General features: G+C 70.7%; 19 protein-coding genes and 1 other RNA gene. 5 read left to right on the forward strand and 15 right to left on the reverse strand.

The window, feature by feature from the left end:
- The first annotated feature begins 17 nt into the window (after nucleotides 1–17).
- Nucleotides 18–944: a glycosyltransferase family 2 protein gene (locus tag CJ022_RS05770; protein WP_158238364.1), complete on the forward strand. Its 927-nt coding sequence runs from the start codon at nucleotides 18–20 to the stop codon at nucleotides 942–944.
- A 21-nt stretch (nucleotides 945–965) separates the two neighbouring features.
- Here the strand turns inward: CJ022_RS05770 and ribA are convergent, their stop codons facing one another.
- The 4 genes from ribA to CJ022_RS05790 form a co-directional block, all read right to left on the reverse strand.
- A complete protein-coding gene (ribA, locus tag CJ022_RS05775; RefSeq protein ID WP_101925714.1) occupies nucleotides 966–2,102 on the reverse strand; it encodes a GTP cyclohydrolase II RibA in 1,137 nt (378 codons plus the stop codon).
- 169 nt (nucleotides 2,103–2,271) lie between these two features.
- A complete protein-coding gene (locus tag CJ022_RS05780) occupies nucleotides 2,272–3,795 on the reverse strand; it encodes a PH domain-containing protein (protein ID WP_101925715.1) in 1,524 nt (507 codons plus the stop codon).
- A complete protein-coding gene (locus tag CJ022_RS05785) occupies nucleotides 3,779–4,360 on the reverse strand; it encodes a PH domain-containing protein (protein ID WP_101925716.1) in 582 nt (193 codons plus the stop codon). Before CJ022_RS05785 ends, CJ022_RS05780 begins: the two co-directional genes overlap by 17 nt.
- Nucleotides 4,357–5,277, reverse strand: coding sequence for a lauroyl acyltransferase (locus CJ022_RS05790; protein ID WP_101925717.1), 921 nt, complete (start codon nucleotides 5,275–5,277; stop codon nucleotides 4,357–4,359). Before CJ022_RS05790 ends, CJ022_RS05785 begins: the two co-directional genes overlap by 4 nt.
- A 139-nt stretch (nucleotides 5,278–5,416) precedes the next feature.
- Here CJ022_RS05790 and dtd point away from each other — a divergent pair, with 139 nt between their 5' ends.
- A complete protein-coding gene (dtd, locus tag CJ022_RS05795) occupies nucleotides 5,417–5,857 on the forward strand; it encodes a D-aminoacyl-tRNA deacylase (RefSeq protein ID WP_101925718.1) in 441 nt (146 codons plus the stop codon).
- A 189-nt stretch (nucleotides 5,858–6,046) separates the two neighbouring features.
- Nucleotides 6,047–7,885, forward strand: coding sequence for an RNA polymerase sigma factor RpoD (gene rpoD / locus CJ022_RS05800; RefSeq protein ID WP_101925755.1), 1,839 nt, complete (start codon nucleotides 6,047–6,049; stop codon nucleotides 7,883–7,885).
- 364 nt (nucleotides 7,886–8,249) lie between these two features.
- On the opposite strand, the gene rpiA is transcribed toward rpoD, so the two are convergent.
- The 7 genes from rpiA to CJ022_RS05835 all read right to left on the reverse strand — a co-directional run bounded on the left by rpiA (nucleotide 8,250) and on the right by CJ022_RS05835 (nucleotide 13,117).
- On the reverse strand, nucleotides 8,250–8,900 hold the full coding sequence (gene rpiA / locus CJ022_RS05805) for a ribose-5-phosphate isomerase RpiA (protein WP_101925719.1): 651 nt from the start codon (nucleotides 8,898–8,900) through the stop codon (nucleotides 8,250–8,252).
- A complete protein-coding gene (locus CJ022_RS05810) occupies nucleotides 8,900–9,376 on the reverse strand; it encodes an EVE domain-containing protein (RefSeq protein ID WP_101925720.1) in 477 nt (158 codons plus the stop codon). The genes rpiA and CJ022_RS05810 overlap by 1 nt, the downstream gene beginning before the upstream one ends.
- Entirely contained in the window at nucleotides 9,373–9,954 is a 582-nt protein-coding gene (locus CJ022_RS05815; RefSeq protein ID WP_101925721.1) for a 5-formyltetrahydrofolate cyclo-ligase, read from the reverse strand. The genes CJ022_RS05810 and CJ022_RS05815 overlap by 4 nt, the downstream gene beginning before the upstream one ends.
- Before the next feature lie 109 nt (nucleotides 9,955–10,063).
- Nucleotides 10,064–10,248, reverse strand: a non-coding RNA gene (ssrS, locus tag CJ022_RS05820) — 6S RNA.
- Between the two features lie 111 nt (nucleotides 10,249–10,359).
- Complete coding sequence (locus CJ022_RS05825) at nucleotides 10,360–10,662, reverse strand: cell division protein ZapA (protein WP_101925722.1); 303 nt, start codon at nucleotides 10,660–10,662, stop codon at nucleotides 10,360–10,362.
- Nucleotides 10,659–10,880 carry a TIGR02449 family protein gene (locus tag CJ022_RS05830; RefSeq protein ID WP_101925723.1) on the reverse strand — a complete coding sequence of 74 codons (222 nt, stop codon included), beginning with the start codon at nucleotides 10,878–10,880 and terminating at the stop codon, nucleotides 10,659–10,661. The genes CJ022_RS05825 and CJ022_RS05830 overlap by 4 nt, the downstream gene beginning before the upstream one ends.
- 32 nt (nucleotides 10,881–10,912) lie before the next feature.
- A complete protein-coding gene (locus tag CJ022_RS05835; RefSeq protein WP_101925724.1) occupies nucleotides 10,913–13,117 on the reverse strand; it encodes a putative bifunctional diguanylate cyclase/phosphodiesterase in 2,205 nt (734 codons plus the stop codon).
- A 146-nt stretch (nucleotides 13,118–13,263) separates the two neighbouring features.
- On the opposite strand from CJ022_RS05835, the gene CJ022_RS05840 reads away from it, so the two are divergent.
- Both CJ022_RS05840 and CJ022_RS05845 read left to right on the forward strand, forming a co-directional pair.
- Complete coding sequence (locus CJ022_RS05840; RefSeq protein WP_425490829.1) at nucleotides 13,264–13,818, forward strand: UPF0149 family protein; 555 nt, start codon at nucleotides 13,264–13,266, stop codon at nucleotides 13,816–13,818.
- Between the two features lies 1 nt (nucleotide 13,819).
- On the forward strand, nucleotides 13,820–15,151 hold the full coding sequence (locus tag CJ022_RS05845; RefSeq protein ID WP_101925725.1) for an aminopeptidase P N-terminal domain-containing protein: 1,332 nt from the start codon (nucleotides 13,820–13,822) through the stop codon (nucleotides 15,149–15,151).
- 312 nt (nucleotides 15,152–15,463) lie between these two features.
- Here CJ022_RS05845 and pepQ read toward each other — a convergent pair whose 3' ends face one another.
- The 4 genes from pepQ to hemW all read right to left on the reverse strand — a co-directional run bounded on the left by pepQ (nucleotide 15,464) and on the right by hemW (nucleotide 20,913).
- The gene (pepQ, locus tag CJ022_RS05850; protein ID WP_101925726.1) at nucleotides 15,464–16,804 is read right to left on the reverse strand and encodes a Xaa-Pro dipeptidase; all 1,341 of its coding nucleotides are present in this window, start codon (nucleotides 16,802–16,804) and stop codon (nucleotides 15,464–15,466) included.
- Between the two features lie 63 nt (nucleotides 16,805–16,867).
- A complete protein-coding gene (locus CJ022_RS05855) occupies nucleotides 16,868–17,215 on the reverse strand; it encodes a PilZ domain-containing protein (protein WP_101925727.1) in 348 nt (115 codons plus the stop codon).
- Complete coding sequence (locus CJ022_RS05860; protein WP_158238365.1) at nucleotides 17,212–19,527, reverse strand: DUF1631 family protein; 2,316 nt, start codon at nucleotides 19,525–19,527, stop codon at nucleotides 17,212–17,214. The genes CJ022_RS05855 and CJ022_RS05860 overlap by 4 nt, the downstream gene beginning before the upstream one ends.
- A 168-nt stretch (nucleotides 19,528–19,695) precedes the next feature.
- Complete coding sequence (hemW, locus tag CJ022_RS05865) at nucleotides 19,696–20,913, reverse strand: radical SAM family heme chaperone HemW (protein ID WP_101925729.1); 1,218 nt, start codon at nucleotides 20,911–20,913, stop codon at nucleotides 19,696–19,698.
- Between the last annotated feature and the right edge of the window lie 9 nt (nucleotides 20,914–20,922).

Consider the following 20,922-nt stretch of genomic DNA (forward strand, 5'->3'; position numbering starts at 1 on the left):
GCGTCGCCCCGATGTCCATGACCGCTTCCGTCCGTCCCACCGTCAGCGTGCTCGTCTCGAGCTACAACTACGCCGCGTTCGTCGTCGAGGCGATCGAGTCGGTGCTCGCGCAGACGGAACCCGCGCTGGAGATCATCATCGTCGACGACGGCTCGCGCGACGGCTCGCCCGAGCTGCTGCGTCGGCACTACGGCACCCATCCGAAGATCACGCTGATCGAGCAGACGAACGGCGGCCAGCTGCAGGCCTGGATCACCGGCTTTGCACAGGCGCGCGGCGACATCGTGGCGCTGCTCGATTCCGACGACCGCTGGAATCCCGACTACCTGCAGCGCATCGTCGACGTCTACGCCGCGCGCCCCGAAGTCGATTTCGTCTATACGAACATGCAGCTGTTCGGCGATCTCGATGAACCGATGTTCAAGCCCGGTCCGGATCGCGATCTCGGGCTGTCGATCCTGCTCAACGCCTACTACCACCGCTTCCAGGGCGCGGCGACGTCCGCGGTGAGCCTGCGCAGCACGCTGATGGCACGACTGCTGACACTGCCGCCCGAGCGCGCCGCCGACTGGCTCTCGCGCCCGGACGACTGCATCGTCTACGGCGCCGATATTCTCGGCGCGCACAAGGTCTATCTGGCCGACACCCTGGTCGGCCACCGCGAGCACGGCAGCAATGCGCTCAAATCCTTCGGGCCGTCGCCGCTGCGCGTGTACCGCCACGTCGTGGGCAGCGAACGCATGCTCGAGTTCTATCGCCAGCAGGCCGGCATCACGCCGCGCTGGCTGCGCATGGCCAAGGCCGAATTTCGCACCAAGCCGGCGCCGACGTTCTGGGAACTGCGCGCCTACAGCTGGCTGCTGTTCCAGGCCCCGATGCCGCTGACGAAGCGTATCGAGCACTGGGTCGGCATGCTGTCGCACTATCTCAAGTCGCGCCGCTGACGCGGCGCCGCGTCGGCGCCTTCAGTCCGCCGGGCGCAGCAGCGCGTCGACGTCGAGCGCGTGGCCGGCGCGGCGCGCCTTGGTGCGCAGGTACTGTTCGTTCTCGGCGGTGACCACACCGGTCAGCGGATGGCGGTCGACGACGTCGATGCCGGCCGCGCGCAGGTGCGCCACCTTGTCCGGATTGTTGGTCAGCAGCGCGACGCGGCGGATGCCCAGGCCCTGCAGCATCGCTGCCGCGGTGCCGTAGCGGCGTTCGTCGGCGCCGAAGCCGAGCTGCGCATCGGCATCGATCGTGTCCAGGCCTTCGTGCTGGTAGCCGTAGGCGCGCATCTTCGCGGCGATGCCGGTGCCGCGGCCCTCCTGGTCGAGATACAGCAGCACGCCGCCGCCGAGCGTCTTCAGCGTCGCCAGACCCGCGCGCAGCTGGTCGCCGCAGTCGCATTTCAGCGAGCCGAACAGATCGCCGGTCAGGCACGAGGAATGCACGCGCACCGGCACCACGGCATCGAGATCGGGCTGGCCGACGACGACCGCGACCTGGTCGCGTTGCGCCACGCCGCCGCGGAACACCACGAAATCGGTCATGCCGACGTCGCGCAGCGGCACCGGCGCGCGCGTCACCAGTTCGAAATCGTCGGCTTCCCCGGCGCTGCCGGCCTGCAGGTCGGCGATCGACACGCGGCCGCAGCCGTCGAACGTCGCGTCGTCGTCGGCGAGATCGACGGCCACCAGCGCCGGCAGCATCAGGCCGAGGCGGGCGAGGGCGAAGCCGGCCGCATCGAGCGCGGTCGCCGGCATCCAGGCACCCGGTGGCTGTGCGCCGCGCAGGAAGCCCAACGTCGCCAGCGTGTCGTAGGCGAGTGCCTGCAGCGGAATGCGCGCGCCGGACGCGGCATCGAGGCCGAGCACCTCCGCGCGTTGCGCGGTGATCGCCAGGTGCTGGCGCTGGCCGGCGGCCTCGGCGAAGCGTGCATAGCTGCAGGCGGTGCTGCCGTCGAGCGTGATGCAGGCCAGCCGCGCGCCGGCGCCATCGGCGATGACGACCGGACGGCCCTGGCGCAGTTCGGCGACCGCGCGTTCGCAGCGGATCACGGCGGGGTCGCCGAACGCGGCGACGGGCGCGCCGGGTCGGCTGGATTCGGAAGTAGCGGACATCGGAACTCCTGCCGTTACCGGTGCGGGCGCAGGCACGGGCAGCGGGTCGATACGGTGGGGCGGCGCGGGTTCGATATGGCGCCGGGCCGCGCGAAATCCAGAGGGCCCGACGCGGAACGCTGTGTGCGTCGACCGCGTGCGTCCCAGGCCGTCGGGGGCAGGATCGCGCTCACCAGCGCAAGGGCCGCCGGGCGATCTCGCGCGCCAGCATCGCGTGCAGACGCGTGGCCACGTCCAGCGGCAGGTAGCGCAGGCGCAGCTGCGGCGCGAGCGGGCTGGCGCCGGCGGTGTCGACCCAGACCGCGGCCATGCCGAAGCGCCGGTCGAGCGGCGACTGCCGCAGCTCCACGGCCTGCAGCTTGTCGAGTTCGGCGAAGCGCCAGTGGCGCGACCACCAGCCTTCACGGACCGCGACCACGTGCCCATCCACCGCGAAGCCCGCGCGCGCGGCATGCCGGCGCGCGACGAAGACCGACCACGGCAGCCACGCCAGCCCCAGCACGCCCCACCACTGGAACAGCCAGCCGAGCGCCGCGCACAGCAGCGCGGTCAGCACCACGTCGCCGGGCAGCAGGCGCAGCCACGCGCGCGGATGCAGCGGCTGCCAGTCGGTCGGCGGCCAGGCCGGCAGGCGTGCGATGTCGCGCACGATCGCGTCGCATGCGTCGGGCGGCGCGATCGGCGCCAGCGCGTCGAGCCCGCGCTGGGCATCGCCGCCGCCCTGGCCATCGCCGCCGCGCGCGGTCGCGGTGTCGATCTCCAGCGTGCGGCGCGCGAACAGGCGGTGCAGCACGCCTTCGCGCAGGGTCCAGGCCTGGATGCGCCGGCGCGGCACGCTGCTGCGTGAGCGGCTCAGCAGGCCGCGCTCGACGGTCAGCCGCCGGCCCAGCCGCCGCAGCGTGAAACCGTGGTAGCGCACCACCGCCAGCACCACCGCCTTGGCCAGCCAGGTCGTCGCGAACCCGCTGGCGTAGCCGAAGGCTTCGCGTCCGGTGCTCGCCAGCCACGCGCCCAGGGCGCGTTCGGGCAGGACTTGGAACGACAGCGCGACCGCGCCCGCGACGACGATCATGCCGCGGTTGGAGATCAGGCCGAGCTTGATCACCTCGGCCGTCGACAGCGCCAGCAGCGTCTCGCCACTGGCGTCCGCAGCGTCGGGCACGGCCGTCGCGTGCGCGGCCTCGCGCTGGCCACGGTCGCGGATCAGCTGTTCCAGCGCCAGCGCCTCGGTCAGGCGCAGCACCCGCATCTGCGCCTCGGGCTTCTGGCCGCCCGCCGATTCCAGCCGCACCTCGGCCACGCCCATCACCCGGTGCAGCAGCGACTGGTGGATGGCGACGTTGTGGATCCGCGAGTAGGGGATCTGGCGCACGCTGCGTTCGAACAGGCCGCTGCGCACGATCAGGCGGTCGTCGGCGACGCGGTAGCGGAACGTCAGGTACTGCCAGACCGACACGACCACGAGCGCACCGACGCCGAGCATCGGCAGCCACCACGGGTAGCCGTCGTCGCCGCGGCCGCCGGCGAACAGCACCACCAGCAGCGGCACGATGAACTGGCGCAGGTTCTGCAGCAGCACGAACAGCCACGAGCCCGGATGCAGCCGGCGCTCGTCGTCGACCGGCAACGCCGCGTCGGCCTGTTGCGCGAGCGGCGGCAGCGGCGGCGGTCCGGACTCAGGCGTCGTCGTCATGGTCGTCGTCGCGCGCCGCCCGGCTGGCCAGCGCATCGCGCAGGCGTTCGGCCTCGGCCTCGTCCAGCCCGGAGACGGCCACCGAATTGTTGCGGGTGCCGGCGGTGTGCACGGTGAGCGTGGACAGGCCGAACGCCCGCTCCAGCGGGCCACGCCTGATGTCGAGATGCTGCACCCGGGTGCCGGGCACGCGGGTGTCGCTGCGCCACAGGTGACCGCGGCGGATGCCGAAGCCGTCGGCGTCGAGGCGCCAGCGCGTGCGCAGCCAGCGGCGCCGCGCGATCCACACCGTCCACGCCGGCAGCAGCACCAGCACGGCGCCGGCGATCGCGAACGACAGCGGCCGGCGCTCGCTGGCGATCAGGCCGACGCCCAGCGCGATGCCCAGCGGCAGCAGCGTGCCGATCAGCGTGCTGATCGTGGCCAGCGTGCGGGCGCGGACCGGCAGCGGCTGCCAGACATCGGTCTCGACCTGCGCGGCGGCGTCGGGGGGGGCGAGCGGCGCGGTGGGCAGCGGCGGGACGAGGGCGTCCGGATCGCGGGCGGTCGTCGGCGTGGCGGTCATCGTCGACGCTCCAGGTCGAGGTAGGGATTGTCGTCGCCGGAGCCCGAGGGACGCGCCTTGTAGCGCTTGTAGGTCCACTGGTACTGCGCGGGATCGCGGCGGGCGATGTGTTCGACCGCGGCGTTGAGCGCGGTCGTGCCGCGCACCGGATCTTCGTCGGCGATGCCGTCGGGAGCCTCCTCGATGCGCAGCGCGAAGTCGGGGCCGTCGCCGATCCGCTCGCAATAGGCGAACAGCACCGTCGCGCCGGTGCGTTCGGCCAGGCGCGCCACCAGCGTCATCGTCAGCGCGGGCAGGCCGAAGAACGGGGCGAACGCGCCGTCGCCCGCCTTGGGCTGCTGGTCCGGCAGGATGCCGACGACGCCGCCGTCCTTGAGCGTCTTCCACAGCTGGCGCACGGCCGGCCCCTCGGCGCGGACCTGGCGCACGCGGTCCGGCACGCCGGCGCGGACCAGGCGCAGGAAGGCCTCGCCGACGGCGGAATCGGGCGCGCGGTAGAGGATCGAGATCGGCGTGCGCGCGGCCAGCCACTGGTTCAACAGTTCCCAGTTGCCGTAATGCGGCGCGGCGACGATCAGGCCACGGCCGGAGGCGAGCGCCGCGTCGAACAGACCGACGCCGTGGGTCTCGCGGATCGCGCGCAGGTTGCGCGTGTGCGGCCGGGTCCAGAGTCGCAATGTCTCCAGGGTCTGCAGCGCGGTGGTGCGCAGGATTGCGCGGTGCAGCGCGTCGCGCTCGCCGGGCGACAGCTCGGGATAGGCGAGTTCCAGGTTGCGGCGCGCGACCTGGCTCTCGCGGCTGTCGACGAGGCGCGAGAACGCGGCGAAGGCGGCCGCGATCGCGCGCAGGACCGGCGTGGGCAAGGCCCCGACCAGGGTCGCGAGCAGATACAGCAGGCGGGCGGACAGTGCGGACATCCGGCAAGTCTATCGGCAAGCCGCGCAGCGTCGGTCCGTCGGGGCGTGGCAGGCCCCGACGTGCCTGTCGCGGGTGCGCGGACGGATGACGCCGCGCCATCGGCTGTGGTCTGCTGGTCCGCCCACTGCCGGTCTCGCCATGCTTGCCCTGATCCAGCGCGTCAGCCGTGCGGCCGTCAGCGTCGAAGGCGAAGAGATCGGCGCCATCGGGCCGGGACTGCTGGCCCTGGTCGGCATCGAGCCGGGCGACGGTGACGCCCACATCGAACGGATGACGACGCGGCTGCTGGGTTACCGGGTGTTCGCGGACGAGGCGGGCCGGATGAACCGGTCGCTGACGGACATCGCCGGCGGTCTGCTGCTGGTCAGCCAGTTCACCTTGGCCGCCGACACCCGCTCGGGCCTGCGTCCCGGCTTCAGCACCGCGGCGCCGCCGGAGCTCGCCGCGCCGGTGTTCGGGCGTCTGCTCGCGCTGTGCCGGTCCCGGCACGCGGGGGCGGTGGAAACGGGCCGCTTCGGCGCCGACATGGCGGTGAGCCTCGTCAACGACGGGCCGGTGACCTTCCTGCTGCGGGCCTGAGGCCGCGACCCGAGGGGGTGCCCTAGGCGGTCCGGGACCTTTTTCCGCGGCCCGGGTGGAAATCCCCGGATCGGGTGCCCATATCGACCCCGACCCGGTCAACGACGGCCCGGCCACTCCCTGTCGCGAGCGAGATCCCGGCTCCCCAGGTGGTATAATTACGGGTTCACTTCACGCATGGTGCGCCACATGGCGAATGAACGTCCCGCTCAGCAGTCCGACATCAAGATCCTGATCAGCAAGGGCTTGGAGCAGGGCTATCTGACGTATGCCGAAGTCAACGATCACCTCCCCGACGACATGGTCGACCCGGAGCAGATCGAGGACATCATCGGCATGATCAACGGCATGGGCATCGACGTCCATGAGGTTGCGCCCGATGCCGAAACCCTGCTGCTGGCCGGCCAGTCCGGCGGCAACCGCGAAGTCGACGAGACCGCCGCCGAAGAAGCTGCCGCCGCGCTGACGTCGCTCGACACCGAGGGTGGCCGCACCACCGACCCCGTGCGCATGTACATGCGCGAGATGGGCACGGTCGAGCTGCTGACCCGCGAAGGCGAGATCGCGATCGCCAAGCGCATCGAGGAAGGCCTGAGCCAGATGATGGCCTCGGTCGCCAGCTTCCCGGGCTCGGTCGCGCTGCTGCTCGAGGAATACGAACTGCACAAGGCCGGCAAGAAGCGCCTGGCCGAAGTCGTGGTCGGCTTCAACGACCTGATCGAGGAAGCCGATGCCGCTGCGGCCCTCGCTGCCGCCAATCCGCCCGCCGAGACCAATGACGGCGATGGCGACGGCGACGACGACAGCGACGACGATGACGACACCGAGGAAGAGGCCGCCGGCCCGACCGGTCCGGACCCGGCCGAAGTGCTGCGCCGCATGGACGTCATGGCCGACCTCTACGGCAAGTTCCAGAAGTCCTACGTCAAGAACGGCGCGACCGCCAAGCCCGTCGTGAAGCTGCGCGGCGAGATGGCCGAGGTCTTCATGACCTTCAAGCTGCCGCTGCCGCTGACCGACGTGCTGGTGCGCAACCTCCGTTCGGTCGTCGCCGAGGTCAAGGACCACGAGCGCCGCATTCTCGACCTCTCGACCCGTGTCGCCAAGATGCCGCGCAAGGACTTCATCCGAGCGTGGGACGGCAACCAGACCAATACGGCCTGGGCGGACGAGATGATCAAGCGCAAGCAGATCGTCGCCGAACAGGAAGCCACGCTGTCGGCCGAGAAGGCGATGGGCGTGACCCTGGGCGATCTCAAGGAGATCAACCGGGCGATGGCCTATGGCGAGGCCAAGGCCCGCAAGGCCAAGAAGGAGATGGTCGAGGCCAATCTGCGCCTCGTGATCTCGATCGCCAAGAAGTACACCAACCGCGGTCTGCAGTTCCTCGATCTCATCCAGGAAGGCAACATCGGCCTGATGAAGGCGGTCGACAAGTTCGAGCATCGCCGCGGCTTCAAGTTCTCGACCTATGCCACGTGGTGGATCCGCCAGGCGATCACGCGCTCGATCGCCGACCAGGCGCGCACGATCCGCATCCCGGTGCACATGATCGAGACGATCAACAAGCTCAACCGCATTTCCCGCCAGATGCTCCAGCAGTACGGCCGCGAGGCCACGCCGGAGGAGCTGGCCAAGGAAATGGACATGCCCGAGGACAAGATCCGCAAGGTCATGAAGATCGCGAAGGAACCGATCTCCATGGAGACACCGATCGGCGACGACGAGGACTCGCACCTGGGCGACTTCATCGAGGACACGAACGTCGAGTCCCCGATCGAGAACACGACCAACATCAACCTGTCGGAGACGGTCCGCGACGTACTCGCCGGCCTGACCCCGCGCGAGGCCAAGGTGCTGCGCATGCGCTTCGGCATCGACATGAACACCGACCACACCCTCGAGGAAGTCGGCAAGCAGTTCGACGTCACCCGCGAGCGGATCCGCCAGATCGAAGCCAAGGCGCTGCGCAAGCTGCGGCATCCCTCGCGCAGCGAACAGCTGCGGAGCTTCCTCGACGTCGAGTGATCGACGCCCGAGCCGCATCGAAAAGCCCGCCGGAAGGCGGGCTTTTTCGTGGGCGGATATCCGGCAGTGCGTTCTATCCGCGGCTGGAGGCGTCGATCACGCGTCTCGAAAGGCACGCACTCGTGCGCGATGTGACATTTCCGCAAGGGCATTCGCGCGCCAGCGCGCTCCTATGGGAATGGCTTCGTCGCGTCCGCGGACGGGCGATCGTGCCGCGAGGAATCGATCCCTTGTCGCAACCGGACGACCGGCGCGCCACGGCAGCGGGAAGTTTGTTGGAGCGCGCTCGCGCGCGATGAGGCGTGCCTCGGGACATGTTGGTCGATACATGGGCGGCAGGCGCAATCGCCTGCCGCCGGACGCATCAATCCAGGACGGTCGGCGTCGCCGTGCCCACGATGACGATGTCGGCCTTGCGCCGCGCGAACAGGCCCACGCTGACGACGCCCGGTATCTGGTTGAGCGCCGTTTCCAGCGCGACCGGATCGGTGATCGACAGGCCATGGATGTCGAGGACCCAGTTGCCGTTGTCGGTCCGGACACCTTCGCGCCAGACCGGCTGGCCGCCGGTGGTCTCCAGGATCGTGCGCGCCACGAGGCTGCGCGCCATGGGGATCACTTCGACCGGCAGCGGGAACGTGCCCAGCACCGGCACCTGCTTCGCCGGATCGATGATGCAGACGAACCGCGCGCTGGCCTCGGCGATGATCTTCTCGCGCGTCAGCGCCGCGCCGCCGCCCTTGATCAGGTGCCTGCGCGGATCGCACTCGTCGGCACCGTCGACATACAGCGGCAGCGGGCCGGTCGCGTTGAGATCGAGGACGTCGATGCCGTGCGCGCGCAGGCGTTCGGTGCTCTGCTCGGAGCTCGAGACCGCGCCGTCGATGCGGTGCTTGATGCGGGCGAGCGCGTCGATGAAGTAGGCGACGGTGGAGCCGGTGCCGACGCCGACGATCATGCCGTCCTCGACGTAATCGATCGCCTTCTCGCCGGCCAGCCGCTTCGCATCGCTCATCACTTCTTCTCCAGGGACAACAGCAGTTTCCATTGCGCCGATGTCACCGGCAGCACCGACAGGCGCGCACCCTTGCGGATCAGCGCGAATTCCTCGCCGAGTGCCGCCGCGTGTTCGCGGATTTCCGACAGCGGAATCGGCTGCGCCAGCGTGCGGACGTAGCCCACGTCGACGAGGAACCAGCGCGGCGCATCCTGGGAGGCCTTCTCGTCGAAATACTTCGAGCGCTTCTTGAACTGGCTCGGGTCCGGGTACGCCGTGCTCGCGACTTCGGCCAGGCCGTAGATGCCGGGCACGTCGGTATTCGAGTGGTAGAACAGCACGCCGTCGCCGACCTGCATGCCGTCGCGCATGAAATTGCGGGCCTGGTAGTTGCGCACGCCCGTCCACGGTTCCGTGCCGACACGCGCGAGATCGTCGATCGAGAAATCCTCGGGTTCGGACTTCATCAGCCAGTAGCGTTTGCGCGGGCTCATCGGGGCGTGGTCATCAACAGAGTCTCGGATTCGGTGCAGACCGCGTCGAGCGGCACGTCCCAGCCGGCGGCGTCGAGCGCATCGAGCTGCTGGCTGGCGAACGCGGCGCCCACGAGCAGCGGCGGCGACGAAGTCTGCTGGCGGAATGCGAAGCTGCGATCGTACCAGCCGCCTCCCATGCCGAGCCGCTGGCCCCGCGCGTCGAAGCCGACCAGCGGCGTGACCACCAGCGCCATGTCGGCGGCGGGCAGCGCGGAGGCGGGTTCGACGTCGGGTTCGGGAATGCCGTAGCGGTTGGTGACGAGCGGATCGCCGGCGCGCCACGGCGCGAAGCGCAGCGTGTCGTCGTGCAAGACGGGCAGGCAATAGATCAGGCCGGGCGGCAAGTGCACCTGGAAGACGTGCAGCCCGATCTCGCCGTCGCTGGCCCAGTAGCCGGCGACATACCCCGTGGTCGGCAGCATGGGCAGGGCGAGCAGTTGCGAGGCGAGGCCATCGGCGGCCGCGATGCGCACGTTGGCGGGCGTCGCGCGACGCTGGTCACGCAAACGGCGGCGAAGTGCGGTGCGATCGGTCATGCCGGATCCGTCGTCGGGAGATGCCGGCGACGCGGCAGTCGGTGATGCCATCGGGAGAGGCGATCCCGGAGGTGCGCAGACGCGATCCCTCCGGTGCCGCAAAAAAATTACGTCCTCCGCCATTGCCGATGCTTGCGAAACGACCTTGAACCCGGGGTTCAAGTGGGAATGCTCGGATTCCTTCGGGTTTTCCGCTCGAAGGCGGATCTACACTCCCGGTTTCCTTGCATCCCCGGTGTCGTTGTTAAGGGACAAGGCGAATGTTTTGCAGGCCGTCGAACACGGCAGAGGACGCAGACGAAGTATAGCCCGAGGTGCCGATGTGCCAATGCCGTTCGTCGGTCGACGATGCGGAAAATTCAGCGTTGTCCGCGGCGCGCGAACGCGAGGGGCGACGCCTGCGTCTCAGCGCGGCGTGTCGATCAGACCGTCGAGCCGGCGGTGCAGCGTCGAGAGGGTCTCGGCGATCTCGCGGTCGCCCGCTGCGCGCTCATTGCGCAGCAACTGCAACTCGTGGGCGAGGTTCAACGCCGCCAGCACCGCGACGCGATCGACCGCCGCCATGCGGTTGGCGCCGCGGATCTCGCGCATCTGCCGGTCCAGCACCTGCGCCGCGGCCATCAGGCTCTCGCGTTCGTCGGCGGACACGCCGACGGTGTATTCGCGATCCAGCACATGCACGCTGACGGCCTCGTTGCTGCTGCTCACGTGTGCTGCTCCAGCGACTTCAGCCGCGCGATCATCGCTTCGACGCGCGAGCGCGCCTGTTCGTTCTTCGACAGCAGCTGCGCGCGTTCGCCGACGATGTGTTCCTGCTGCTGGCGCAGGCTGCGGTTCTCGTCGCTGAGCTGCTGCACGCGCTCGATCAGCGCGTCGATGCGAGCCGTGAGCCTGCGGAGCTGTGCGATGACTTCCGGCTGATCCATGTCCCGCACGATAGGCAGCGGGCCGGTGGCGGTCAAGGCGCGGCGACCGGACGGGCGCCGGGCGTGGCGCCGCTCGGCCGCCAGTTGCGGATGAAGGCCAGGCACTGCAGCGCGTCGAGCGGGGTCGAGACCCAGAAGCCCTGGATCTCGTCGCACCCGCGCCCGGCCAGAAAGCGCATCTGCGCTTCGGTCTCGACGCCTTCGGCCACGACCGCCAGCCCCAGCGAATGCGCCATCGCGATCACCGCGCCGGCGATGGCGGCGTCTTCCGGGTCTTCGGGCAGGCCGTCGATGAACGCCTTGTCGACCTTGATCGTGGTGAACGGCAGGCGCTTGAGGTAGGCCAGCGACGAGTATCCGGTGCCGAAGTCGTCGATCGCCAGCGACACGCCCAGCGCGCGGAACGCCTGCAGCTTCTCGGAGGCCTGTGCGGCGTTGGCCATCAGCACGCTCTCGGTAAGTTCCAGTTCCAGCAGGCCGGGCGGGATGCCGACGTCCTGCAGCACGCGCGCCACCACGTCCGGGAAGTCGCCGCGCAGCAGCTGCAGCACCGACACGTTGACCGAGACCGTGAGATCGTCGAGACCGTGCTGGCGCCAGCGGTGCAGCACCAGGCAGGCCTCGCGCAGCACCCATTCGCCGATCTCGAGGATCAGCCCGCTTTCCTCGGCAATGGGGATGAAGACGCTCGGCATGATCTCGCCGTGTTCCGGGCTCGACCAGCGCAGCAGCGCTTCGACGCCGGTGATGCGCTGCGGATGCAGCGACATCCGCGGCTGGAACACCAGCCGCAGCTCGCCGCGATCGAGCGCCCGGCGCAGCGCGCCGGCGACGGTCGCGCGCTGGCGGATCGCGTGGTCCATGCCGTCGTCGTAGCGCATGAAGGTGCGCCGGCCCGCGGCCTTGGCCTGGTACATCGCGGTGTCGGCCTGCTTCAGCAGCTCGGTCGGCACGCGCGCGTGTTCGGGATACAGGCTGATGCCGATCGACGGGGAGATCGCGATCTCGCGGCGGTCGTCGAGCAGCAGCGGCGCTTCGAACGCGGTGATCACCTCGCGGGCGAGGTGGTCGGCCGCCGCCGGCGAGGCGAGGTCTTCGACGACGACCGCGAACTCGTCGCCACCGAGTCGCGCGACCGTGTGGTGCATGCCGACCGCCTGCTGCAGGCGCGTCGCCGCGGCGCGCAGGATCCGGTCGCCGGTCGCGTGGCCGAGCGAATCGTTGATGTGCTTGAACTGGTCGAGGTCCAGCAGCAGCACCGCGAGCCGGGCGTCCTCGCGATGCGCGCGCAGGATGGCGCGGGCGAGCCGCTCCGACAGCAGCGCGCGGTTGGGCAGGCTGGTCAGCGTGTCGAAGTTCGCCAGGTAGCGCAGCTCCTGCTCGGCGCGCTTCTGCCGGGTGATGTCGTGCAGCACGCAGACATGCAGCAGCGCGTCGCGATCGCCGTCCTGCACCGAGCGCACCTCGATCGCGGCGAGGAATTCCTCGCCGTCCTTGCGGCGCTGCCAGAGCTCGCCGGTCCAGTGGCCGTTGCGGCGGATCTGGTCGCGGATCGCTTCGTGGAACGCGGCGTCGTGCTGGTCGCTGTCGAGCAGCCTGGCATTGCGGCCGAGGATTTCCGCGTCGCTGTAACCGCTGATGCGCGAGAACGCGGGATTGACCGAGACCACGTCGAACCTGTCGTCGAGCACCGCGACGGCGCCGTGCATGCTCCGCATGACTTCGGCGCCGATCCGCTGTTCGCGCACGTCGTCGCGGCTCGCCTCGAGATCGGATGCCGTGCCGCCGATGCGGGCGATGCGGCCGCGCGCGTCGCGGGCCAGCACGCGGCCGCGGAAACGCCGCCAGGCCCAGACGCCGGCCCCGGTGACACGGGCGTCGAATTCCAGCTGCTCCGACTCGCCGGCGAGATAACGCGCCAGGGCGTCGCAGGCCGGTGTGCGGTCGTCGGGATGCAGCCACGAGGTCGCCGCGACCGGGGCGCCGTCGACGGCGCGATCGAACGGCGCTGCCGCGTCCGGGTGCAGGCCGCGCACGACGCCGGTGCGGACGTCGTAGTCCCAGTCGCGTGCGCCGTTGGCCCACAGGGCGAGCGCCAGGCGGGCCTCGCCGTCCTGCAACGCGGCGCTGGAACGACGCGCGCTGGCGCGTCCCCGCAGCAGCAGGACGAGCAGCAGTGCCGGCAGCGCGATCAGGACGACGGCGACCGGCACGAGCAGCAGGACGGGGAGGTTCACGCGGGCGGCACTCCGTGCCTTCGTTCGCAGCGCGAGTGTAGGCATGCCGCGACGGCGCCAACAAGCGGCCGGCGTCGTCCGCGCGGCGCGGGTCGCGCAGGACCCGGTTGATACACTGCGCAGCCCATTCCGATCCGTGAGCCGCCGTGTCCGACACCCTGCCGAACCACTCCGAAGTCGAGGCCCAGTGCCGCCACCTGCAGCTGGGCGTGGGCGCCAGCGAGCTCCACGGCGGGCTGTGCGGCTGGTTGGCCGGCGGCGGGGACGATGTCGCCGGCTGGCTGGCCCCGGTGCTGGCCGATGACGCGCTGCCGGCGCCGGCGCCGGACAGCGCGCTCGACCGGCTGCGCGCGGTCAGCGCCACCCAGCTCGAGGATCGCAGTTTCGGCTTCGCGCTGCTGCTGCCGGACGAGTCCGAGTCGCTGCAGGTGCGCAGCGGCGCGCTGTTCGACTGGTGCCGCGGCTTTCTCGGTGCGTTCGGCCTGGCCGCCGGCGCCGCGCCGCGGCTGTCGGACGAAGGCGAGGAAGCGCTCAACGACATCGCCAAGCTGGCCGCGGCGATGCCCGAAGCCGCCGACGACGAGATCGAGGCCGGCGAGGAGGACGCGTTGACCGAGATCGAGGAGTTCGTGCGCGTCGCCGCCTTGCTGCTGCACGGCGACGTCGCCCTGGGAGCCCGCCACCGCGCCCGGCTGAACTGACATGGCCAGCGCGACCGGCATCACCGCCACCAGTTACCAGAAGCGCCGCCGCCAGCTGATGCGCATGGCCGGCAACGACGCGATCCTCGTGCTGCCCGCAGCGCCCGAGCGGGTGCGCAGCCGCGACACGCACTACCCGTACCGCCAGGATTCCGATCTCTGGTACCTGACCGGGTTCGCCGAGCCCGACGCGGTGCTGGTGCTGGTGCCGGGCCGCAAGCATGGCGAAACGCTGCTGTTCTGCCGCGAGCGCGATCCCGAGCGCGAAGGCTGGGACGGGCCCCGCGCCGGGCCCGAGGGCGCGGTCGAGACCTTCGGCATGGACGACGCGTATCCGATCGACGATCTCGACGAGATCCTGCCGGGCCTGCTCGAGGGCCGGACCCGGGTTTACTACCACTTCGGTCGCGACACCGAATTCGACCTGCAGCTGATCGGCTGGCTCAACCGCGTGCGTGCGCAGGTCCGGCTGGGCGCGTCGCCGCCGCACGAGTTCCTCGAACTCGGCCATCTGCTCGACGAACAGCGCCTGATCAAGGACGCCGGCGAGCTCAAGCTGATGCGCCGCGCGGCGGCGATCAGCGTCGAGGCGCACGCGGCGGCGATGCGCGCCGCGCGTCCCGGCGTGCGCGAATACGAGCTGCAGGCCGCGCTGGAACACGTGTTCCGCCGCCACGATGCCTGCGCGGCCTACGAGAGCATCGTCGGTGCCGGGGCGAACGCCTGCGTGCTGCATTACCGGGCCAACAGCGCCCAGGCGCGCGATGGCGACCTGGTGCTGATCGACGCTGGCGCCGAATACCGCGGCTATGCCGCCGACATCACCCGCACGTTTCCGGTCAACGGCCGCTTCACGCCCGCGCAGCGCGCGCTGCACGAGGTCGTCGAATCCGCGCAGCAGGCGGCGCTGGCGCAGGCACGGCCCGGCGTCGCCTACGAGGCCGGGCACGACGCGGCCGTCGAAGCGCTGACCGAAGGGCTGTTGCGGCTGGGCCTGTTGAAGGGCCGGCTCGAGACGCGCATCGCCGACGGCAGCTACAAGCGCTTCTACCGGCACAAGACCGGCCACTGGATCGGCCTCGACGTGCACGACGTCGGCGACTACCGCATCGACGGCGAGTCGCGGCTGCTCGAGCCGGGCATGGTGTTCACGATCGAGCCCGGGCTCTACGTGTCCGCCGACGACGCCAGTGTCGATGCGAAGTGGCGCGGCATCGGCATCCGCACCGAGGACGACGTGCTGGTGACGAAGACCGGCCACGACGTACTGACCACGGGACTGGCGCGCACCGCGGACGAGATCGAGGCCTTCATGGCGGACGCGCGCAGGTAAGGCGCTGCCGCGCGAGGTGATCCCACGTGGCGGTCACCGCGTCGTGGGCAGATCCGTCGAAGCGCGCCGGTCGAGCCACGCCGTGTCGTCTGCCCCGGATGCGATCGACAGTGCGTCGATCGGGTCGCCGCTCGCCTGTCGCGAACGATGCGTCCAGCGCGACCGGCGTCGCGCTGGTTGCCGGACGCCCGGATCGCTCGGGATCGCCGGATGCGGGCGCCGCGCCTCCGTCACCGCGTCACCGGCAGCCGGACCAGTGCCGGCCGCGCGATGCGGTCCGCGCACGCCGCCCTTGCGGCGTGCGCGTGGCGCTTACTCCGCGTCGAGCGCCGCGAACGCGTCGCGGGTCAGGTTCTCGGGCGCGTCGCCGGTGCAGACCACGTCGTCTTCAATGCGCACGCCGCCGTAGGGGCGGAACGCGGCGATGCGCGCGAGATCGAGGCTGTCGCCGTGGCCGGCGGCCTGGAGATCCTCGAGCAGCATGTCGATGACGTAGACGCCCGGTTCGATCGTCACGACCATGCCCGGCTCCAGCACGCGGGTCAGGCGCAGGAACGGATGGCCGTCGGGCTTGGCGATCGTGCCGCCGCTGTCGGATGCGGCGAAGCCGCCGACATCGTGCACCTGCAGGCCGATGCCGTGGCCGAGACCATGCGGGAAGAAGGCCGCGCTGACGCCGGTGGCCACCGCGGCTTCGGGCGACACCTTGATCAGGCCGAAGTCGCGCAGCACGCCCGCGAGCGCGAGATGCGCGTCGAGATGCAGCTGGCGGTAGTCGGTGCCGGCGCGGACCTGCGCGACCATCGCCTGCTGCGCGCCGTCGACCGCGTCGATCAGCGCCTGGAATTCGCTGTCGGTGTCGCTCGCATAGGTGCGGGTGATGTCGGACGCATAGCCGTGGTGGCTGGCGCCGGCGTCGATCAGGAAGCTGCGCACCGGCTCGGGCGGCAGCCGGCCGAGTTCGGTGTAGTGCAGCACCGCGGCGTGTTCGTTGAGCGCGACGATGTTGCCGTAGGGCAGTTCGCTGGCGTCCTGTCCAGCGGCCTGGCAGTACGCGAGGTGGATGCCGAATTCGCTGGCCCCGGCGCGGAACGCACGCTCGGCGGCGCGGTGCGCGCGCACGCCGCGTTGCGAGGCCAGGCGCAGCATCGCGATCTCGTAGGGCGTCTTGAAGGCGCGGTGGTAGTCGAGATAGTCGATGACCGCCTGCGGATTGTCGGGCTTGTAGGCGCCGTAATGACCGATGGCGCTCTGCGGTTCGCCGAGGATCGCGCAGCGCGCGGCATTCTTGGGCAGATGCTGCTGCGCTTCTTCAGGCTTGCGGATCACGACGATCTCGAACTGGTCGACCCAGTAGCCCTGCGGCGCCTCGGGCACCACGTGCCAGTAGTCGCGCGGCTGCAGGTAGACCAGCTTCGGCTTGCGGCCCGGGCTCACCACCAGCCAGCTGCCCGGCGTGCGGGTCAGCGGCAGCCAGGCCTTGAACTGGGGATTCACCGCGTATGGATAGTCGCGATCGTCGAACGCGTGGTAGTGCAGCGTGCCGCTGGGCACGACCAGATGGTCGAGGCCGGCGCGCGACAGCGCGGTTTCGGTGCGTTCGAGCAGCGTCGCGACATGCGCGGCGTAGAGACTGGCGGGAGACGGTGACATCGCGATCCTGCGGAGACGGGAATCGCGACATTCTGCCGCAAGCGCGGCGCGACTGCCGGCGGGTTATTCGTAATGGCTGCCCGGCGCGTCGACCCAGTGGTGCAGGCGATGGGTCAGTGCCGGCGTCGTCGCGATGAAGCGGAAACCCGCCCAGACGCTGCCCGCGAGCGTGGCCTCGTCGACCCACAACAGGTGCGCGCCGAGTTCGACCGGCGTCGCCGCGTCCGCGCCCGGCAGCGAGAAACTGAACTGGTACAGCGCGTCGTCGACCAGCGGTTCCGACGCGATCATCAGCATGCCGGTCTCGGACAGGTTGCCGATGCGACCGACGACGCGCTCGGTCATCGTGTCGGTGACGAGGATGACGTCCGAGGCCTTGCGGCGTCGGGCGCGGCGGAACTCCTGCATCATGCGGGCTGCTCCATCGGGGCCGCATCGCCCCGGCCGGCGAAGCTGCGCAGCGCGCCGATCGCGGCCTGCCAGGCGCGGTCGACGAGATGGCCCCGGTCGGCGGTGACGATGCGTGCATTGCCGGTCGCCAGCTGCCGGGCCACCGCGTCGAGCGAGTGTTCGCCGATCCGTTGGCCGCGCTGGTTGACGAACAGCACGTTGTCGCTGAGCGGGCTGAACCACGACATGCGCCGGCGGGTCACGTCGCCCTGTTGATTGGTCACGAATTCGAACCAGGTGCCGAAGGGCAGGGTGCGCAGGTTGTCGTAATGCGCCTGCTCTTCGGGCGTGCGCGGGGGCAGCTGCGGGCGCCGCGCCTTCTCCGCGTCCTCGCCGAGCCGTGCGCGCGCCTTGAGCTTCATCGCCAGTTCGGTGCGCGATGTCGCATCGTCCTCGTCGCCGCCGTGGCGGGTCAGCCGCTGGGCGATGACGCCGGCTTCCTCGCCGTGATAGCCGACCTGCGCCAGCGAGGCTTCGACCTGCGCCTGCAGATCGGGATCGTGCGGCGCATCGCCGCGCAGCGCGGTCTCGACGATCCGGCGGGTCGCCGCCAGCTGCCGACGCCACGCGTCGGAATCCTCGCCGTGGCGCAGCAGCGTCAGCGTCAGCACGTCGGCCCACGCCTGGTCGAGCAGCGAACGCGAGAAGCGCGGAATGCGCAGGTCGCCGACCAGGTTCTGCAGCACCTCGGCGGCGCGCAGCTTCGCGGCCTCGAGTTTTTCCTTGCCGCGCGCCGCTTCGATGTGCCGGCGCTCCTGCAGTTCCGCGGTGCGGGCCTGGGCCTGGAGCTGCGCCTGCAGCTGGGCGTTGCCGTCGGCGAAGACCTGGACGTCGTCCTGGTAATGCTGGAGCACGTAGGCGACGGCGTGGCGCAACGCCACCAGCAGGCGCGGATCGACCGTCGGCTCGTCGAGCCAGCGCGCGGCGCTTTCGGCGACGGTATTGAGCAGTTGCCGCGCCGGATGCTGCTGGCGGGTGAAGAACGAATGGTCCTGCAGCGCGACGCGCAGCATCGGAATCTGCAGGTCGCGGACCAGCGACGCCGACGGCGCCTCGCTGCGGACCTCTTCTTCCAGATGGCCGTAGAGCATCGCCAGCAGTTCGAAGGCGTCCTCGTCCCGCGGCGTCAGCGTCGCGGCTTCGCCGCTGCGCTGGCGGGCCTGGGCGAGCAGCGACTGCTTGATCTCCATCAGGCCCTGGGTCGAGCGGCTGCCGGCCTGCGACTGCAGCTTGTGCAGCGCATCGGTGACCTCGCGCGTCGGCAGCGCCTGGCGCACGCGGCCGTCGTCGGCCCGCGGGCGGAACTTCTGCAGCAGTTCGCGGCGTCCCGACATCAGCTGTTCGAGCCGGCGGTACGCGGTCTCGTGGTCTTCGGCGTCTTCGACCGCCTGCGCGCCGAGCTCACCGCTCCACGCGGTGAAGGGACGCTGCGCGGCACTGGCGGCCGTCGCGGTCCGCGCCGCCGGCGTGGCCCCCGGCGCACGCGGCGCCGCGGTCGTACGCTCGCCGTCGCGGGGCGTCGGCGTCGTCTCGACGGCCGGCGCGTTGCGGGTGCGCATCGGCACGTAGGTCAGCGCCGGCAGGATGCCGCTCTCGGCCAGCGCCGCGTCCAGCCGTTCGAGGATCCGCGCGTAGCTGGCCATCACCACGCGATCGAAGATCCGGTACAGCAGCAGGCGTGCGTCGTATTCGATTTCCAGCGCGAGCGCCGTCGACTGGATGGCGCGGCACAGGCACTGCGGGCCGAGCGGGATGCGCTCGGCATCGAATCCGGGCGCGGCGGCCAGCACGCCGAAGCGCTGGCCCAGCAGGTGCAGCGACAGGCTGGCGCGCCCTTCCTGGCGCGCGGCGATCTCGCGCAGCACGGTGCCTTCGTCCATCACCGCGTCCTCGACCAGGCTCAGCGCGCCGAAGCCGCCGAACCCGGTCGCGTCCAACGCGGCCGGCGACGGCGAGGTCGGTGCGGGCATCCGCACCCGCGCCAGTGACGACTCGATCGACAGCAGGAAATGCGGCAGCAGGTCGGCGCGGTTGAGCCGGAACGCGCGCAGCGCCTGCATGTAACCGGACTCGAGGCCGGGATTGCGCGCATGGTCGGCGAGGCGGAAGAGCTCCTGTTCGAACTCGCCGATCATCGTCGCCAGCAGCGGGTCGAGTTCGCCCGCGACGACCGCCAGGGCGCGCTCCAGACTGCGACGCACGCGCGGCGGCAGGCCCGCGGTCGCGAGCGACCGGGGCGGCAGGGTGTCACGGGCGGACGGGTGGACGGACATACCGGCGGCAACACATGGCATTCGGTCGCATTTATGTAGCACGCGCCGCGCGCGCCGGCCAGTCGGATCGCCGTCGCGACGCGGCAACGGCAAGCGATGCGGCATGCGGCCAGGCAGACGTCGCGCGGTCCTGCCGCGGGCCCGGCGCAGGCGGTCCTGCGCGCGGACCTAGTCCTCCAGGAACAGCGCGACCACGTCGTTGGTGAAGCGCTGGCCGAGGGCGGTCGGCCGGACGCGATCGGCGTCGACGTCGAGCCAGCCCTGCGCCACGGCCGCGGCGAGCGGCGCGGCGATCGCCGCGCGCGGCAGGCCGGTGCGCGCTTCGAAGTCGGCGAGGCGGAAGCCTTCGACCAGGCGCAGCGTATTGAGCATGTATTCGAAGGGCCGGCGCGCGGGCGCGATGCGGTCGTCGTCGCCGATCGCCTCCGCCCGGCCGGCGGTCGCCAGCCACGCGGTCGGGTGCTTGTGCTTCCAGCGGCGCAGGATCGTCTCCTCGCTGCCGAGGGTGATCTTGCCGTGGGCGCCGGCGCCGATGCCGAGGTAGTCGCCGAAGCGCCAGTAGTTGAGGTTGTGCGCGCACTGCCGGCCCGGCTGCGCATACGCCGAGACCTCGTATTGCGCGTACCCCGCCGCGGCGAGCTGCGCCTGGCAGTGCTCCTGCATGTCCCAGGCGAGATCGTCGTCGGGCAGCGCGTCCGGCGGCCGTGCGGCGAACACGGTGTTGGGTTCCAGCGTCAGCTGGTAGTGCGAGATGTGGGTCGGCGCCAGCGCGATCGCGCGCGCGACGTCGTCAGCCGCCATCGCCAGTGTCTGGCCCGGCAGCGCGTACATCAGGTCGAGGTTGAAGTTGTCGAAACCCGCGTCGCGCGCCAGCTGCACCGCGGCCACTGCCTGCGCGCTGTCGTGGATACGGCCGAGCCGCTGCAGGCAGGCGTCGTCGAAGGTCTGGATGCCGAAGCTGATCCGGTTCACGCCGGCGCGCAGGTAGTCCTCGAAGCGGCCGTGCTCGGCCGTGCCGGGATTGGTCTCCAGCGTGACCTCGCACCCGGGCGCGAAGCGCAGCCGCGCCGACGCCGCCTGCAGGAAGCGCGCGATCGCGTCGGCGGGAAACAGGCTCGGCGTGCCGCCACCGAAGAACACGCTGTGGATCGTGCGCCCCCAGACCAGCGGCAGGTCGTGCTCCAGGTCGGCGACGAGCGCGTCGATGTAGGCGTCGAACGGCAGCGCACCGGCGCCGCGGAACTCGTGCGAATTGAAATCGCAGTAGGGGCATTTGCGCACGCACCACGGCAGGTGCACGTACAGCGCCAGCGGCGGTGGGATCAGGCGCTCGGCCGAGGCGGCCAGCGGGCGGGGCTCGGCGGGTGGGGGCGGCAGAGGCGGCATGGCGTCGCG

The organism is Luteimonas rhizosphaerae (assembly GCF_002849595.1).
Taxonomy (GTDB): domain Bacteria; phylum Pseudomonadota; class Gammaproteobacteria; order Xanthomonadales; family Xanthomonadaceae; genus Luteimonas; species Luteimonas cellulosilyticus.